Origin of the sequence: Streptomyces sp. S07_1.15, assembly GCF_020739505.1 — a bacterium.
Lineage (GTDB): Bacteria > Actinomycetota > Actinomycetes > Streptomycetales > Streptomycetaceae > Streptomyces > Streptomyces xinghaiensis.
The window spans coordinates 6787494-6803008 of record NZ_JAJBZK010000001.1; the positions used below are offsets into that span (position 1 = coordinate 6787494).

Below are 15515 nucleotides of genomic sequence, written 5' to 3' on the forward strand. Positions count from 1 at the left end.
TCGCCCACGCGCGGGCCCGGCGGTGGAGTAAGCCGGGGAGACGGGGTACCTGGCACAGAAGCGCACCGGCGGGCCCCACCCACCGGTGCGCCGTCCGCCGCGTACCAGGAGGAGTCACCACCATGGCCATCGCCACCGTCAACCCGGCCACCGGCGAGACGCTGAAGACCTTCGATCCCCTCGGCGACGCGGAGATCGACGAGCGGATCGAGCGGGCCGTCCGGGCCTTCCGCACCCACCGCCTCACCGGCTTCGGCGGGCGCGCCGAGCTGATGAACCGCGCGGCCGACCTGCTGGAGGCGGAGCAGGAGGACATCGCCCGGACCATGACCACCGAGATGGGCAAGACCCTGGCCGCCTCCCGCGCCGAGGCCGCCAAGTGCGTCAAGGCGATGCGCTGGTACGCCCGCAACGCCGAGGCGCTGCTGGCGGACGAGGAGCCGGCGGCCGCCGACATCGAGGACTCGGGGGCCGTCCGCGCGTACGTCCGCTACCGCCCGCTCGGGGTCGTCCTCGCCGTCATGCCGTGGAACTTCCCGCTCTGGCAGGTGATCCGCTTCGCGGCACCCGCCCTGATGGCGGGCAACACCGGGCTGCTCAAGCACGCCTCCAACGTGCCGCAGACCGCGCTCTTCCTGGAGGACCTCTTCCGCCGGGCGGGCTTCCCGGAGGGCTGCTTCCAGACGCTGCTGGTCGGGTCCGGCGCCGTGGAGGGCATTCTGCGCGATCCCCGGGTGTCCGCCGCGACCCTCACCGGCAGTGAGCCCGCGGGCCGTTCCGTGGCCGCGATCGCGGGGGACACCGTGAAGAAGACGGTGCTGGAGCTGGGCGGCAGCGACCCGTTCATCGTCATGTCCTCCGCGGGCATCCCCGAAGCGGCGCGGACCGCCGTGACCGCGCGGGTGCAGAACAACGGCCAGTCCTGCATCGCGGCCAAGCGCTGCATCGTGCACACGGACGTCTACGACGAATTCGTGGACCGCTTCACCGCCGCGATGAGGGACCTGACGGTGGGTGACCCGATGGACGGGGCCACCGACGTCGGGCCGCTCGCGAGCGAGAGCGGCCGCGCCGGTCTGGAGGAGCTGGTCGAGGACGCGCGGGCGCGCGGGGCGACCGTGCTCTGCGGCGGCCGGCGGCCGGAGGGGCTGCCGGACGGCTGGTTCTACGAGCCGACGGTGCTGGCGGACGTCACCCCGGAGATGCGCGTCCACCGCGAGGAGGCGTTCGGGCCGGTGGCCTCCGTCTACCGGGTCTCCGGCACGGACCAGGCGATCCAGCTCGCCAACGACACCCCGTTCGGGCTCAGCTCCAACGTGTGGACCCGGAACCCGGAGGAACAGCGGCGCTTCATCCGCGACCTGGAGGCGGGATCCGTCTACCTCAACGGCATGACGGCCTCGCACCCCGCCCTTCCCTTCGGGGGCGTCAAGCGTTCCGGGTACGGGCGCGAGCTGTCCGGGCACGGCATCCGCGAGTTCTGCAACCCCACCACGGTCTGGTACGGGCCGTCGCACGCCGAGACGGGGGCCGGGGCCGCGGAGTGACACCCCGGAAGGGGAACGGAGGCGCCGGGGCCCGGCCCCGCCCGGCCCCGGTCCGCGGGGCCGCGGCCCGCACGGTCACCGGCGCCCGCGCGGCCGTCCGGGCCGTCTCCGGGCCGGGCGCCGAGGCCACCGCCGGGGGCCGGTGATGCGCCCGAATGGGGGCGGCGGCCGGGGTGAACGGCGTCCGGCCGGGTACGCGTCCCCCGTTCCCCGGTGGCGGGCCGCCACCGGGGCCGTCCGCCGGACCACGAACTGGGAGACCTCGATGACGAGTCCGAACCCCGACCCCGTACCCCCGGCTCCGACCCCGCCGCCCGGGCCCGGCCCCAACCCCGTACCGGATCCGGTGCCGCCGGCCCCGACCCCGCCGCCCGGCCCCGGTCCCGGACCAGGCCCCGGCCCCGGGCCGAGGCCGGGGCCGAACCCGGGGCCCACGCCGGTCCCGGAGCCGGACCCGATCCCGCCGGCCCCGCCCGGTCCGAACCACCCCGATCCCACACCGGAGCCGCAGCCCGGCCCCAGCCCGGTCGGCGGAACGGCGGAGAACTGACCGATGGATCTGCTCGATGCCTTCGACACCGCCTGGCTGGAGTTCGACCGCCGGGTGCACCGGGTCCGCGAGGACCAGTGGGGCGAACTCACGCCCTGCACCGCGTGGACGGTGCGCGACCTGGTGAACCACCTGGTCGGTGAACACCTCTGGGCTCCCTGGCTGCTGCGTGGGGCCACCCTCGCCGAGGTCGGGGACCGCTTCGACGGCGACGTGCTCGGCGACGACCCGATCGCGGCCTGGGAGCGGGCCGCCGCGGAGTCGCACGCCGCCTTCCACCGGCCCGGCGCCCTGGACGGCCACGTCGACACCAGCGGCGGGGAGAGCCCCACCACCGACTACGGATGGCAGATGACCACGGATCTCACCGTGCACGCCTGGGACCTGGCCCGGGGCATCGGTGACGACGACACCCTCGGCGACGAACTCGCCGCGGCGGTGTACGAGCGGGTCGAACCGGAGGCCGCCGGCTGGCAGGGCTCCGGGCTCTTCGCCGCGCCGGTGCCGGTGCCCGAGGGGGCCCGGGCGCAGGACCGGCTCGTCGCCCTGCTCGGCCGGGAGCCGTAGCCGGGCCCGTGGCGGGGGCCGCCCGTGCGGGGGCGGCCCCCGCACGGGCGGTGGTGGGGGACCGGCGCCGCCGTGCCCGTGGCCGGGCCCGGGGCTCACCAGGGTCCGCCGCCGTCCGGGCCGCGCCCCCGCGGGCCCCGGTACCCGTGCGCGAACGCCGCCCGCCGGGCCCGCCGCCGGCGCAGCAGCGGCCGCAGGGCCCAGGCCAGCGCGGCGCAGAGGACGGCCGCCGCCCCGGCGTACGGGAGCAGCCGCCCGGCGGCGGAGGCGTCGCCCTCCGGCGCGGTGGCGGTACCGGCGCTCCGTACGGCCGCCGGGGGACCGTGCAGCGGCTCGGCGGCCCGGGCCGGCGCCGGGTTGAGGGTGCCGACCGACGGGGCGTCGTCGGCGATGGAGAAGCCCCAGTCGAGCAGGGACCGGGTCTCCTCGTAGACGGCGTGGGGGCGGCCTGAGCGGGGGTTCATGACGGTGACCACCAGCGTGCGGCCGTCCCGTCGCGCGGCCGCCGCCAGGGTGTTCCCGGCGTGGGTGGTGTAACCGTTCTTCACCCCGACGAGGCCCGGATACGGCTCCACCCCCGGCCCGCCGCCGAGCAGCCGGTTGGTGTTCTGGACCGCGTAGGTGCCCAGCGCCCGCCCCCGCTCGTCCCGCCCGGTGGGGAAGCGGGTGGTGGCGAGGCCGGCGTAGCGCGCGAAGTACGGCTGGGCGAGCCCGGCCCGGGCGAAGAGGCTCAGGTCGTACGCCGAGGAGACCTGCCCCGGGGCGTCGTAGCCGTCGGGGGAGACCACCCGGGTGTCGTGTGCGCCGAGCATCCGTGCCCTGGCCCGCATCTGCCGGACGGTGTTCTCCACCGAGCCGTTCATCGCGGCCAGGACGTGCACCGCGTCGTTGCCGGAGGCGAGGAAGACGCCGCGCCAGAGGTCGGCGACCGTGTACCGGTGGCCCGGCCGGAGCCCGACCATGCTGCTGCCGGCGCCCACCGCCCGGAGGTCCGCCGGCCGCACGGTGCGCAGCCCGTCCTGCGGGAACCTGGGCAGCAGGGTGAGGGCGAACAGCATCTTGAGGGTGCTGGCGGGCGGCAGTCTGAGGTGGGCGTTCCGGGCGGCCAGCACCCGGCCGGTCCGGGCGTCGGAGACCATCCACGACCGGGCGGACACATCCCGGGGCAAGGTCTGCGCCGCCCGGCCGCGCGGCACATGGAGGCCGGGGGCGGACAGGGGGCGTGCGTCGCGGACCGCGGAGCGGGGGCCGTGCCGGCCGTCCTGCCGCTCGTCCGCGTGGGCCGTGGGCACGGTGCAGCAGGCGAGGAGGGCGAGAAGGGCGGTGGCCGCCACACCGGCCCGCTGGGTGATTCCGGGGGGCTTGTCCATATCTGCACCGTAGGAACGGTTCGCCGGGCCTGCCGCGTGTTCCTGCTCCATCCGGGCAGCGGCCCCGACGCGGCGCCAGAACCGCTGCCGCGCCGGGTGATTGACGTTCCGTCAGCTCTGCCGGTCCGAGGCGTCGCGGACCGCGCGGCGGCCGGCCGTCCGGCGGTCCCGGAACGCCGGGCGGCCGGGCGGCGGGCCTCGCGAGGACCCGTGGCGGGAAGGGGCGGGCGGTGCCGGTGAGGGCCGGTGCGGGGCCGCCGGGCCTCAGCCGGTCTGCCCCGCGGGGACGACGAAGACGACACCGCGGCCGGCGGCGGTCCCGGTGCGCTGCTCGCCCGGGGACATCAGGACGCCCGGCTCGCCCCCGCAGTCGGCCGCCGGGTAGAGCTGGGCGGCCAGCTCGGTGCTGTTGCGGAACGCGGTGGGCACCACGCCGTCGAAGGGGTAGCAGATGCCGACCCGGGGGGTGTCGATCTGCTGTTCCGGTTGCTTCTCCCCGTAGGCGAAGGACAGGGGGGCGGGCAGTTCGGAGGGTACGGAGGCGGACGGCTTGTCGCTCCCCTTGCCGGCCGAAGTGTCCTCGGACGACGCCATTTTGGCGCCCACGAGCACCGCCGCGATGATTCCCGCCGCCGCGGCGACGGACAGATATCTGGTCAACACGCGCATGGGGTCCTCCAGGGCCGGTTCAACACGTTCTCGTGATGCACCTTGGCCCCCGGTGAACCGCCGGTATGTCAGGCATACCGCTAAGTAACCCGATAAGCCTATTAATTGGTTCCGGGGGTCCGCCCCCGCTGCGCCGCCCGGGGGAGCGGAGGCCCCCGCCGAAGTTTCTGCCGCCTGCGTTGAACACACGGGCGGTCACCGTCCGTACCTCCTGCCGTCAGAGGCGCACACCCGCGCCGGACGGGAATGCGGATCGCAGGAGTAAAGATGAGGAAGTGGCAGAGCGCCTCGATCGCGGTGACGGCGGCAGCGGTGATGCTGTTGACGGCCTGTGGCCAGGAGCCGGGCGGCGCCGGTGCGAACGCGGCGCAGCCGGCGGGACAGGCGGAGGCCGCCGTCCCGCAGGACCCGGGAGGTGGTTACGGAGAGAGCGGCAGCACCGGCGCGGCCCGCAAGGCCAAGCCCGCGGGGCAGCTGACCATCGGCGACAGCGAGGAGCTCGGCCCGGTTCTGACCGACAGCGCGGGGTTCACCCTCTACCGCTTCGACAAGGACACCGCGAACCCGCCGAAGTCCGCCTGCGAGGGCGAATGCGTCAAGGCGTGGCCTCCGGTCCCGGCCGCCGACGTCTCGTCGACCAGCGGCATCGACGCCGCCCTGCTGGGCGAGGTCACCCGGTCGGACGGCACCAAGCAGCTGACCGTGGACGGCTGGCCGATGTACCGCTACGCCAAGGACACCGAGCCCTGGCAGACCAACGGCCAGGGCGTGGGCGGCACCTGGCACGCCGCGGCGCCGGACGGCAAGAAGGCGCAGCCGGGCAGCGAGACGGGCGGCGAGCCCGCGGGGAGCGCGCCGGCCGGCGGATCCGGGGCCGGTGCGGACCTGCCCGCCATCTCGGCGGTCAAGGACGCCGAGCTCGGCGAGATCCTGCGCGACGCCGAGGGCCGCACGCTCTACCGGTTCACCAAGGACAGCGCCTGGCCGATGAAGTCCAACTGCGTCGGCAAGTGCGAGAAGCTGTGGAAGCCGGCCCGGCCGGTCGACCTGAAGGACGTCGAGGACATCGACCCCAAGCTGCTGACCACCTTCAAGCGCCCGGACGGCAGCAAGCAGCTGACCGTCGACTGCTGGCCGCTGTACTGGTACACCGGTGACGAGAAGCCGGGCGACACCAACGGCCAGGGCGTCGGCGGCACCTGGTTCGCCGTCGCGCCCAGCGGAAAGCTGATCAAGAGCTGACCACCCGTGCCGGGCCCGCCGGCCGCCCGGACCCCGAAGCACGGAGCCGCTCCCGCCCCCGCCGGATTTCCCGGCGGGGGCGGGAGCGGTCGCGGGCCGTCACGCCCGGGCACCGTACCGGTCGTGAATCCGGACAAGAAGTGACACAGTGGCCTTGGAGGTCTACCTGCGAAGCCGGCGCACCGCCGACGGCGGTCGACCGCCTCGGGAGGTCACATGGCGGAACCTGACGCGGCCCCACGGACGGGACCGCCGGGCGGCAGCAGCCGCCTGCCCCCCGACGCGGCCAGGAACCTGGCCCTCAACCGCATCGGCCTCTTCGAATGGGACCTGGAGAGCGGCCGCATGCAGATGGACCGGGTGGCCCTGGACATCTTCGACCTCCAGCCGGAGGAGTACCCCGGCGACGCCGACGCGCTCATCAGCCGGCTCAGCCAGGAGGAGTCCGACCGCATCGACGCCGTCGTGGACGACGCCCTGGCGAAGGGCCGGGAGGCCCACGGCACCTACTTCCGCGTCCGCCGGCGGGACGGCTCGCTGCGCTGGGCCCACGGCCAGGGCCACTTCCTGCCGCACGGCACCGGACGGCCGCGGCGCATCGTCGGCATCGTCCGCGACGCCACCCAGGAGCTGACCAGCGCCGTCGAGCGGGGCGCCGTGGAGGTCGGGCACCGCCCGCCCGGCATCGGGATCGAGACGACCGCCGCCGCCCTCAGCCGCGCCCTGACCGTCCGGGACGTGATCGAGGTCCTGGAGAGCATCGGCGGGGGCCCCGGCGCCGGCGCCGAAAGGCCCGTCACCCTGATGCTGGGGCTGGTGGAGGGCGGCCGGCTCCATCTGATCACCCGGGGCCGGATCCGTGTCGAGACCGCGCCGGAGTACTCGGCGCTCGACGACGAGAACCCCATGTGCGAGGTGGTGCGCACGGGGGAGCTCCGGCTGATCGGCTCCCGCCAGGAGTTCGCCGAACGCTATCCGCGGCTGTGGCCGTACCTGGAGCCGGTGGAGTTCGGTTCGGCCGCCTATCTGCCGCTGGTCGCCCAGTCGCGGACCCTGGGCGTGATCGGCATCCTCTTCCGCGAGGAGGTGCCCTTCACCCCCGAGGACCGCGGCAGCTACGTCGGTTTCAGCACCACCCTCGCCCAGAGCCTCCAGCGGGCCATGCTCTTCGACCACGAGCACGAGGTCGCCGAGGGCCTGCAGCAGACCATGCTGCCGCGCATCCCGGCCGTCCCCGGGGCCGAGGTGGCCGTCCGCTACCGCGCGGCCCGCCACCGCCGCGAACTCGGCGGCGACTGGTACGACCTGATCCCGCTGCCCGGCGGAAAGGTCGGCGCGGTCGTCGGGGACGTCACCGGGCACGACATCAAGGCGGCCGCCGTCATGGGCCAGCTGCGCATCGCCCTCCGGGCCTACGCGGCCGAGGGGCACTCGGCCGCCACGGTCATGGCCCGGGCCTCCGTCTTCCTCGGCGAGCTGGGCAGCGACCGCTTCGCCACCTGCCTCTACGCCGAGGCCGACCCGCTCGCGGGCGAGCTGCGGATCGTCCGGGCCGGCCATCTCGACCCGCTGCTGCGGCAGGCCGACGGGACCTGCCGCCCGCTCCCGGTGGCCGGCGGGCTGCCGCTCGGGCTGTCGGCCGAGTTCGACGCTCTGGAGTACCCGGTGACGCCGGTGGAACTGGGCGCGGACGAGACCCTGGTGCTGTACACCGACGGCCTCATCGAGCAGCCCGGCACCGACCTGGACGAGGGCCGCAGCGAACTCGTCAAGGCCCTGACCAACGGGCCGTACGACCTGGAGGAGCTCGCCGACCACCTGCCCCGCGCCCTCGGCGACCGGATCGGCGACGACGACACGGCCCTGCTGCTGCTCCGGCGGGTGGGGCACCCGGAACCACACCTCCGGCGGCGGCTCCACCAGCACGTCGCCCCCGCCGACCCGGAATCGCTGGCCACCGCCCGCCACATGCTCCGCGAGGCGGTCCGCGCCTGGGGCGTCACCGAACGGGCGGACGACATCGAACTCGTCGCCGACGAGCTGATCACCAACTCCCTGCTGCACACGGACGGTGGTGCCGTGGTCACCGTCCTCATGCTGCCCGGCTCGGAGCGCCGGCTCCGCCTGGAGGTGCAGGACCGCTCCAGCGGCTGGCCGCGCCGCCGCGAGCCCGGCGACGCGAGCACCTCCGGGCGCGGACTGCTGCTGGTCGACATGCTGACCGACGTCTGGGGTGTGGAGTCACGCGGGCCGGGCAAGGCGGTCTGGGGCGAGTTCGGCCAGGCCGCGGGGCGCTGACGGCCGGACCGGGACGGGCCGGACGGGAGGACGTGGTCAGAGTTTCCGGAAGGTGCGGGCGTCATCGGCCGCCGACAGCACCATGCCGAGGTCGGCCCCGGCGGACGCCGTGACCACGGTCGCGACGGCGCCCTCGACGAACGGCGCGTCCGCGATCCGTACGCCCTCCGGCAGCGCCTCCGGGCCCGTGCCGGCCAGCAGCGTCTTGACGGTGAGCACCGCGCTGCCCATGTCGCAGAGCACCACGACGCCCGCCCCCTCGTCGGCCCGCGCGACCGCCTGCCGGACCAGCTCGGAGCTGGTGCCGATCCCCCCGGCCTCCGCGCCGCCCGCGGCGACGACCGGCGAGGGGTCTCCGGTGCCCACCAGGTCCCGGGCCAACCGGGCGGTGGATTCGGCCACTTCACGACTGTGCGAGACGAGCACCACCCCGACACGGGCCGGGGCGCCGCCGGGCCCGGCGGACGCCGGAGCGGTTCCGGTTTCCGTTCCGGTTTCCGTCCCGGCCCCCGTTCCGCTCCCGGCCGCCGTCCCGCCGCCGGCCGGTGCGGGTACGTCCTTCCCGGCGGCCCCCGCGCCGGCGGTGCCCCCGGCCCGCGTCCCGGTCTCCCCGCCGGAATCCGGGGCGGGGCCCGCCGCCGCCTCGTGGAGGGCGGTGAACAGCAGGGCCGTGGAGGTGGCGCCCGGATCCTGGTGGCCGACGCTCCGTTCGCCGAGATAGCTGGCCCGGCCGCGGCGGGCCCGCAGGGGGATCGTCGCCTCGGCCCCCTCCCGGGCGGCGCGGGCCGCCGCCGCCAGCGCCCCGGTCAGCGGCGCGCCCTCCCCGAGCGCCCGCTGGTACGCCTCGGCCGCCGGGGCGAGGGCGTCGACCATGGTCTTGTCCCCGGGCCCGGAGTCGCCGAGCCTGCGCACCCCGGCCACCGCAGCCGCCAGGGCCTCGCCCAGGGCCTGCGGCGACACGGTCCCGTCCTCGCCGAGCGCCTTCGCGGCGCGGCGCAGCACCGTTCCGTAGAGCGGGCCGGACGCTCCGCCCACCTTGCCGATCAGATGGGTGCCGAACCCCTTGAGCAGGGCGCCCGGTGTGGTGGCCGCCGCGTATGCCTCGGAGGCGGAGGCCGAGTCGAAACCGCGCCGCATGTTGGAGCCGTGGTCGGCGTCTCCGATGGCCGAGTCGAGATCGGTGAGATGGTCCGCCTCCCGCCGGATCGCGGCGGCGGCGAGGTCCAGCCAGCGGCGGAAGAAGTCGGTGTCGAGCACGGGGGCGGGCGAGTCCGGGAACGCGGTCATGGGAGGGAACTCCTGGGTTCGCGGCGGCTGGTACGCGGGGCCGGGGGCCGGCCCGTACGGAACCCGTCCAGTCTGGGGGCCGCGACCCCGCCCGTCGACGCCGTTGATCGGCTTGTCGGTGCGCGTGTCGCGGCGCACGCCGCCGTCGCGCGCCGTCCGGGCCCGCGCGCACGCCGCGACGGGGCCCCGCGCGCCGGGCGGGGTCTTCCGGTTCCGGCGCGTGCGTGCGGGTCCCGGCGGGAAGGCGGTCGGAGGCGGTCGGCCGGCCACGCGCCGGGGTGACCGGCGCGTGCGGTGACGTGCGGTGATGTGGAGCCCACGGCGCGGGCGTCGCGGCCCGGGCGGTGGGCCCGGTGCGGTCAGGCCCGGCGACGCATCGGGGGCAGACGGAACGGACGCGAGGCGGGTCCGCCGATGTGCGAGAAGGGCTGGGTCCGCCAGTCCAGGCTCTGAGGGAGCGTCAGCAGGAGGGCCGCGTCCTGCTCCTGGGCGTCCAGCGAGTCGTCGGCCGGGGAGGTCTCGGCGATGTTCCGGCCGGTGCCCGGGCAGACGGTGAGACCGAAGGGATTCCACGGGCTCGGGCAGAGCGCGTGTTCGGGCAGGACGTCCTCGTCGGCGAGGAGCGCGATGGGACGCGCGCAGTCCGGGCAGGTCACCCGGAACATCTCGTAGGTCTCGTGGGTCTCGTGGGTACTGTCCTCGTCGCCGTCGTCGGCCGCTTCGACGTCCTGCGGCTCGAAATCGGCGGCGACGGCGGCTGTTCGATCGCGGTTGCCGCGACCCGGGCGCTTCAGGCTGCGCATATGTTCGTCTCTCCCCCTCGATGGGACGGTGAGGCGCTGTGGCCTCGACCACAGCAGACTTTTCCCGCGCCCCGGCACGGGTAATCGCGGCACTTTCGCGGACCCGTCGCCAGCGGTGTGGTCTTCGTCACACGGGGCGGGTGAAGGGGTGCTGACCTGCGGTTCAGCGGCCCTGTGCGCAGGGCGGGCGGGGGCGGCGGCGGATGCGGGCGGAGGGCCGCGGGCGCACGCCGGGGCACCGGGCCGGCGCCCGGCCGGCCCGGCCGGATGCCGAGCCCGGTGGCCCGCGCGCCCGGGCGCGGCGCGGGAGCGCGGACCGGTGCCGGCCGTGCGCGGTGGCGTGCGCGTGCCCGAAAGCCGTGTGTCTCACGGGGGCGGTGACGCTGTAGGTTCTAGCGCTGTGGAGGCACTGGACCGGCAGATCGTGGAACTGCTCGTCAAGGACGGGCGCATGAGCTACACCGACCTGGGCAAGGCCACCGGCCTGTCCACCTCGGCGGTGCACCAGCGCGTCCGCAGGCTGGAGCAGCGGGGTGTGATCCGCGGCTACCGGGCCGTCGTCGACCCCGAGGCCGTCGGGCTGCCGCTCACCGCGTTCATCTCCGTGAAGCCCTTCGACCCCAGCGCGCCCGACGACATCGCCGACCGGCTCGCGGGCGTCCCGGAGCTGGAGGCCTGCCACAGCGTGGCGGGGGACGAGAACTACATCCTCAAGGTCCGTGTCGCGACGCCCCTGGAGCTCGAACACCTGCTCAGCCGGATCCGTTCGCTGGCCGGGGTGTCCACCCGCACCACGGTCGTCCTCTCCACCCCGTACGAGGCGCGCCCGCCCCGGATCTGACCCCGGGGCGCGTCCGGCGCCGCCGTGGGGCGACACTGGGAGCCGATTCCGCCCCGACGCGACGCTCCGTGAGGCAGCCCCAGTGAACGACCGCTCCCCCCTCCAGGCCGACGACGACCGCACCGTGCTGCTGCGCGGAGGGACGGTCCACAGCCCCGCCGATCCGTTCGCGACCGCGATGGTCGTCGAGCGCGGCCGGGTCGCCTGGGTCGGCTCCGAGGGGGCCGCGGACGCCTTCGCCGACGGCGTCGACGAGGTCGTCCAACTCGACGGGGCCCTCGTCACCCCGGCCTTCACCGACGCGCACGTGCACCTCACCGCCACCGGCCTCGCCCTGACCGGCCTCGACCTCTCCGGCGCCCGCAGCCTCGACGCGGCACTGGACCTGGTACGCGCCCACGCCGCCGCCCGCCCCGGCGACCGGGTGCTGCTCGGCCACGGCTGGGACGCCGGCGACTGGCCCGGTGGCCGGCCGCCGTCCCGCGCCGAACTGGACGCGGCCACCGGTGGCCGGCCGCTCTACCTCAGCCGCGTCGACGCCCACTCGGCCGTCGTCACCGGAGCCCTGCTCGACCGCGTGCCCGGGGTCACCGCCCTCGCCGGCTTCCGGGACGACGCGCCGCTCACCGAGGACGCGCACCACGCCGTACGGCGGGCCGCCCTCGCCGCCGTCACCCCCGGTTCCCGGGCCGACGCCCAGCGCGCCGCCCGGGCCCACGCGGCCTCCCGGGGCATCGGCTCGCTCCACGAGTGCGCCGGGCCCGACATCTCCGGCGAGGACGACTTCACCGCGCTGCTCGCCCTCGCCGCCGCCGAGCCCGGCCCGCACGTCGTCGGCTACTGGGCCGAACCCGTCGCGAACGCGAAGGGAGCGGAGAGGATCCGGAGCCTCGGCGCCGTCGGCGCGGCCGGTGACCTCTTCGTCGACGGCTCCCTCGGCTCCCACACCGCGCATCTGCACGAGCCGTACGCGGACGCCCCGCACACCGGAGCCGCGCACCTCGGGGCGGACGATGTCGCCGCCCATGTCACGGCCTGCACGGAGGCCGGACTCCAGGCCGGTTTCCACGCCATCGGCGACGCCGCGCTGAGCACCGTGGTCGCGGGTTTCCGGGCCGCCGCCGCCAAGCTCGGCCTCGACCGGGTACGGGCCGCGCGGCACCGCGTGGAGCACGCCGAGATGCTCACCCCCGAGACCATCGCCGCCTTCGCCGAGCTGGCCCTCACGGCCTCCGTACAGCCCGCGTTCGACGCGGCCTGGGGTGGCGAGGAGGGCATGTACGCCCAGCGGCTCGGTGCCGAGCGGGCCCGGACCCTCAATCCGTACGCCGCTCTGCTGCGCGCCGGTGTGCCGCTCGCGTTCGGTTCCGACAGCCCGGTCACCCCGTTCGACCCGTGGGGCACCGTGCGCGCGGCCGCCTTCCACCGCACCCCCGGGCACCGCATCACCGTGCGCGGCGCCTTCACCGCCCACACCCGGGGCGGCCGGCGGGCCGCCGGCCGGGACGACGCCGGTGTCCTGGTCCCCGGCGCCCCCGCCGACTACGCGGTGTGGGAGAGCGGCGACCTCGTCGTCCAGACCCCGGACGAGCGGGTGGCGGCCTGGTCCACCGACCCCCGCTCCGGCACCCCGGGCCTGCCCGAACTCCTGCCCGGCGGACCGCTGCCGGTCTGCCTGCGGACGGTGGTGGGCGGCCGCACCGTCCACACCCGCCCGAACGAGTGATGTGCCGGAGTGCCGTCCGGGTGCCGCGCGACGGGGCGGACCCGCCCGGCCTTTCCGCCGCTACCTGCGCATCTTCATCCCTGACCTGCTGGGTTGCCGGAACGACGCAGGTCGGACGAGTGTTGACAGAAAGCGGTTGGCGGCCGGTAGGTTCGGCCGCGTCCACCACAGGACGTCCGACCGGGGAATCTCCGCGCAGTCGTCGAGCGCCGCTGGGCCACGGGTGGTGCGCCGGCACGGTGTGCCGCCACTGGGAGCCAGGTCCAGCCACCGCGCCACGGGACGGGGGAGGATTCCGGCCGGTCGGCAGGTGCGACCCGGGTGGGGCCCGGACGCTCAGTAGACAACGGCTTCGGTCGGCCCGCAGCCAGCGGGTCCCGGGTCGGCCCGAAGGGCACCGGGCCCCGCCGTAGCGCTTTCCGCTGGGGCACCCCGTCGTTCCCGGGCCCGGCTTCTCCCGTTCTCCCGACATCCCCGCCCCTGAGGGCGCGGTGGGTGCCTGCCCTCCGCCGCGCCCCCGCGGCCCGCCGCGCGACGCCCCCGCGGCCCTGTGGTTCCGCGCCGCGCTTCCGGCGCTCCCGTGCGCCTCCCGCTCCGTCCGCCCCTTTCCGTCCCCCCTTTCCGTCCACCCGGCTCTCCCCGCGCGAGTGCCCCCGCGCGATGCCCGCGAGCCCCGGGTGACGGCTGAGGAGTACCGGCAGGACTCCGCCTTTCGGGGGGCGGCGGGGTACCGTCACCTCATCAGCGCACGACCTGCAGGAAGGCACGCCACCGTGCATTCGGGCCCCGCCACAGACACGGACCGCCCCTCCGGGGACCGCCCGCCCGCCGAGGGGGCCGCGGAACCCGGCCGGTCCGCCGCCGGGCCGGCGGCGCCGGGCGCCGGACCCGCCGCCGAGCCCGCAGCCGGGCCCGGTGCGGCCGCCGTTCCGGCCCGGACGGGGCGGCTGCGCCGGACGGGGCGGCTGGTACGGCGCGAGGCGCCCCGGAGCGCGCTCGCCGCCGTGAGCGGGCTCGGCCTGGCCCTCGCCTTCCCGCCGTACGACCTGTGGCCGCTCGCCCTGCTCGCCGTCGCCGCGCTCAGCCTGCTGACGCGCGGCCGCACCGCGCGCCAGGGCGCCTGGACCGGGTTCGCCTTCGGGCTGCCGTTCTTCTTCGTCCTGCTGCGCTGGCTCCACGTCATCGGCTACGACGCCGTGTTCGGGCTGTCCGTCATCGAGGCGCTGTTCCTGAGCGCGCTCGGCGCGGGGCTCGCGCTGACCTCCCGGCTGCCGCTGTGGCCGCTGTGGGCCGCCTGCCTGTGGGTCGCCGAGGAGTGGGCCCGGGACCGGCTGCCGCTCGGCGGCTTTCCGTGGGGACGGCTGGCGTTCGGCGTCACCGGCTCGCCCTATCTGCCGCTCGCCGCGCTCGGCGGCGCGGTGCTCGTGACCTTCGCCGTCGCGCTGAGCGGCGCCCTGCTCGGTTCCGCGGCCCTCGCGGCGGCGCGGCTGCGACCCGGCGCGCGCACCGGCCCGGAGGACCGGGACAGCCCGGACGCCGCGGACGGCCCGCACCGCCCGGACGGCGCGGAGGAGGCGCCGCACACCGGCAGCCCCTCCCGTCCCCGCGCCGTCCCGGTCCGCCCCGTGCTCCGGCGTGCCGTCCCGCCCGCCGTGCTGGCCCTCGCCGTGGCGCTGGCCGGGTACGCCGTCCCGGTGCCCACGGAGGCCGACGACACCGCCCGGATCGCCGTCGTCCAGGGGAACGTGCAGCAGCCCGGGATGGACTTCCTGGGCCGCCCCATGCTGATCCTCAACAACCATGTCGAGGCCACCCTCGACCTGGCCCGGGACGTCGAGGCCGGCCGGGAGCAGCGTCCGGACCTGGTCATCTGGCCGGAGAACGCCTCCGATCTCGATCCCTTCCGCTACCCGGAGGCGGGCGCCCGGATGGACGAGGCGGCCCGCGCCGTCGGGGTGCCGATCCTCGTCGGGGCCCTCGTCGACCACCCCACCAAGGAGGGCTATGTCGAGAACCAGGGCATCGTCTGGGACCCGGAGACCGGCCCCGGGGCCTCGTACACCAAGCAGCACCCGGTGCCGTTCGGCGAGTACGTGCCCTTCCGCGAGCAGCTCAGCAAGGTCATCACCCGGCTCCAGCGGGTGCCGCGCGACTTCTACCCCGGCGACACCACCGGCGTGCTGCAGACCGGACCGGCGCGGCTCGGCGATGTGATCTGCTTCGAGGTCGCCTACGACGAGATCGTCCGCGACACGGTCAACGCCGGTGCCCGCGCGCTCGTCATCCAGACCAACAACGCCACCTACGGCCGCACCGGCCAGCCCGAGCAGCAACTCGTGATGTCCCGGCTGCGTGCCGTCGAGCACGGCCGCGCCGTCGTCACCGCCGCCACCAGCGGCATCAGTGCCGTGGTCCGGCCGGACGGCGTGATCGACAAGCGCACCGAGGAGTTCACCCGCGACGTGATCACCGCGGACCTTCCGCTGCGCGACGACACGACCGTGGCCGACCGAATGGGAGCGGCGCCCGAATGGGTGCTCGCTATCGTGGGCCTCCTGTCCTGCGCCGCCGCGATCGCACTCGGCCGGCGGGGACGTACGGACCGGAGGGGATAG

Annotated in this window: 11 protein-coding genes and 1 pseudogene; 7 read left to right on the forward strand and 5 right to left on the reverse strand. The window is 75.8% G+C overall.

Annotated features, from left to right (window positions below; translation table 11 throughout):
* Positions 1 to 122: 122 nt before the first annotated feature.
* Both LIX60_RS29160 and LIX60_RS29165 read left to right on the forward strand, forming a co-directional pair.
* Positions 123 to 1547: an NADP-dependent succinic semialdehyde dehydrogenase gene (locus tag LIX60_RS29160; RefSeq protein WP_227962181.1), complete on the forward strand. Its 1425-nt coding sequence runs from the start codon at positions 123 to 125 to the stop codon at positions 1545 to 1547.
* Between the two features lie 553 nt (positions 1548 to 2100).
* Positions 2101 to 2664 carry a TIGR03086 family metal-binding protein gene (locus LIX60_RS29165; protein ID WP_227962183.1) on the forward strand — a complete coding sequence of 188 codons (564 nt, stop codon included), beginning with the start codon at positions 2101 to 2103 and terminating at the stop codon, positions 2662 to 2664.
* A 95-nt stretch (positions 2665 to 2759) separates the two neighbouring features.
* Here LIX60_RS29165 and LIX60_RS29170 read toward each other — a convergent pair whose 3' ends face one another.
* Together LIX60_RS29170 and LIX60_RS29175 are read right to left on the reverse strand one after the other, a co-directional pair.
* A complete protein-coding gene (locus LIX60_RS29170) occupies positions 2760 to 4034 on the reverse strand; it encodes a D-alanyl-D-alanine carboxypeptidase family protein (RefSeq protein ID WP_227962185.1) in 1275 nt (424 codons plus the stop codon).
* Positions 4035 to 4298: 264 nt separating this feature from the next.
* The gene (locus tag LIX60_RS29175; protein ID WP_227962187.1) at positions 4299 to 4703 is read right to left on the reverse strand and encodes a hypothetical protein; all 405 of its coding nucleotides are present in this window, start codon (positions 4701 to 4703) and stop codon (positions 4299 to 4301) included.
* A 267-nt stretch (positions 4704 to 4970) separates the two neighbouring features.
* On the opposite strand from LIX60_RS29175, the gene LIX60_RS29180 reads away from it, so the two are divergent.
* Together LIX60_RS29180 and LIX60_RS29185 are read left to right on the forward strand one after the other, a co-directional pair.
* Positions 4971 to 5945, forward strand: coding sequence for an SCO0930 family lipoprotein (locus tag LIX60_RS29180; RefSeq protein WP_227962189.1), 975 nt, complete (start codon positions 4971 to 4973; stop codon positions 5943 to 5945).
* Positions 5946 to 6161: 216 nt separating this feature from the next.
* The gene (locus LIX60_RS29185) at positions 6162 to 8243 is read left to right on the forward strand and encodes a SpoIIE family protein phosphatase (protein ID WP_227962191.1); all 2082 of its coding nucleotides are present in this window, start codon (positions 6162 to 6164) and stop codon (positions 8241 to 8243) included.
* A 36-nt stretch (positions 8244 to 8279) separates the two neighbouring features.
* Here LIX60_RS29185 and LIX60_RS31855 read toward each other — a convergent pair whose 3' ends face one another.
* The 3 genes and pseudogenes from LIX60_RS31855 to LIX60_RS29200 form a co-directional block, all read right to left on the reverse strand.
* Entirely contained in the window at positions 8280 to 8672 is a 393-nt protein-coding gene (locus LIX60_RS31855; protein WP_227962963.1) for a PTS-dependent dihydroxyacetone kinase phosphotransferase subunit DhaM, read from the reverse strand.
* Between the two features lie 201 nt (positions 8673 to 8873).
* Positions 8874 to 9500: pseudogene (gene dhaL, locus LIX60_RS29195) on the reverse strand (dihydroxyacetone kinase subunit DhaL); the annotation flags it as partial.
* Between the two features lie 389 nt (positions 9501 to 9889).
* Positions 9890 to 10333, reverse strand: a complete 444-nt coding sequence (locus tag LIX60_RS29200) for a hypothetical protein (protein ID WP_227962193.1) — start codon at positions 10331 to 10333, stop codon at positions 9890 to 9892.
* 400 nt (positions 10334 to 10733) lie between these two features.
* On the opposite strand from LIX60_RS29200, the gene LIX60_RS29205 reads away from it, so the two are divergent.
* The 3 genes from LIX60_RS29205 (at position 10734) to lnt (ending at position 15515) form a co-directional block, all read left to right on the forward strand.
* The gene (locus tag LIX60_RS29205) at positions 10734 to 11174 is read left to right on the forward strand and encodes an Lrp/AsnC family transcriptional regulator (RefSeq protein ID WP_227962195.1); all 441 of its coding nucleotides are present in this window, start codon (positions 10734 to 10736) and stop codon (positions 11172 to 11174) included.
* Positions 11175 to 11352: 178 nt separating this feature from the next.
* On the forward strand, positions 11353 to 12900 hold the full coding sequence (locus LIX60_RS29210; protein WP_227962964.1) for an amidohydrolase: 1548 nt from the start codon (positions 11353 to 11355) through the stop codon (positions 12898 to 12900).
* Between the two features lie 773 nt (positions 12901 to 13673).
* Positions 13674 to 15515 carry an apolipoprotein N-acyltransferase gene (gene lnt / locus LIX60_RS29215; protein ID WP_374117940.1) on the forward strand — a complete coding sequence of 614 codons (1842 nt, stop codon included), beginning with the start codon at positions 13674 to 13676 and terminating at the stop codon, positions 15513 to 15515.

What these genes read in the sequence shown, in the direction of transcription:
- LIX60_RS29175 (WP_227962187.1), bottom strand. Translation starts at nt 4,703, where the DNA reads ATGCGCGTGTTGACCAGATATCTGTCCGTCGCCGCGGCGGCGGGAATC.
- LIX60_RS29160 (WP_227962181.1), top strand. Translation starts at nt 123, where the DNA reads ATGGCCATCGCCACCGTCAACCCGGCCACCGGCGAGACGCTGAAGACC.
- LIX60_RS29200 (WP_227962193.1), bottom strand. Translation starts at nt 10,333, where the DNA reads ATGCGCAGCCTGAAGCGCCCGGGTCGCGGCAACCGCGATCGAACAGCC.
- LIX60_RS29165 (WP_227962183.1), top strand. Translation starts at nt 2,101, where the DNA reads ATGGATCTGCTCGATGCCTTCGACACCGCCTGGCTGGAGTTCGACCGC.
- LIX60_RS29170 (WP_227962185.1), bottom strand. Translation starts at nt 4,034, where the DNA reads ATGGACAAGCCCCCCGGAATCACCCAGCGGGCCGGTGTGGCGGCCACC.
- LIX60_RS29180 (WP_227962189.1), top strand. Translation starts at nt 4,971, where the DNA reads ATGAGGAAGTGGCAGAGCGCCTCGATCGCGGTGACGGCGGCAGCGGTG.
- LIX60_RS29185 (WP_227962191.1), top strand. Translation starts at nt 6,162, where the DNA reads ATGGCGGAACCTGACGCGGCCCCACGGACGGGACCGCCGGGCGGCAGC.
- LIX60_RS29210 (WP_227962964.1), top strand. Translation starts at nt 11,353, where the DNA reads ATGGTCGTCGAGCGCGGCCGGGTCGCCTGGGTCGGCTCCGAGGGGGCC.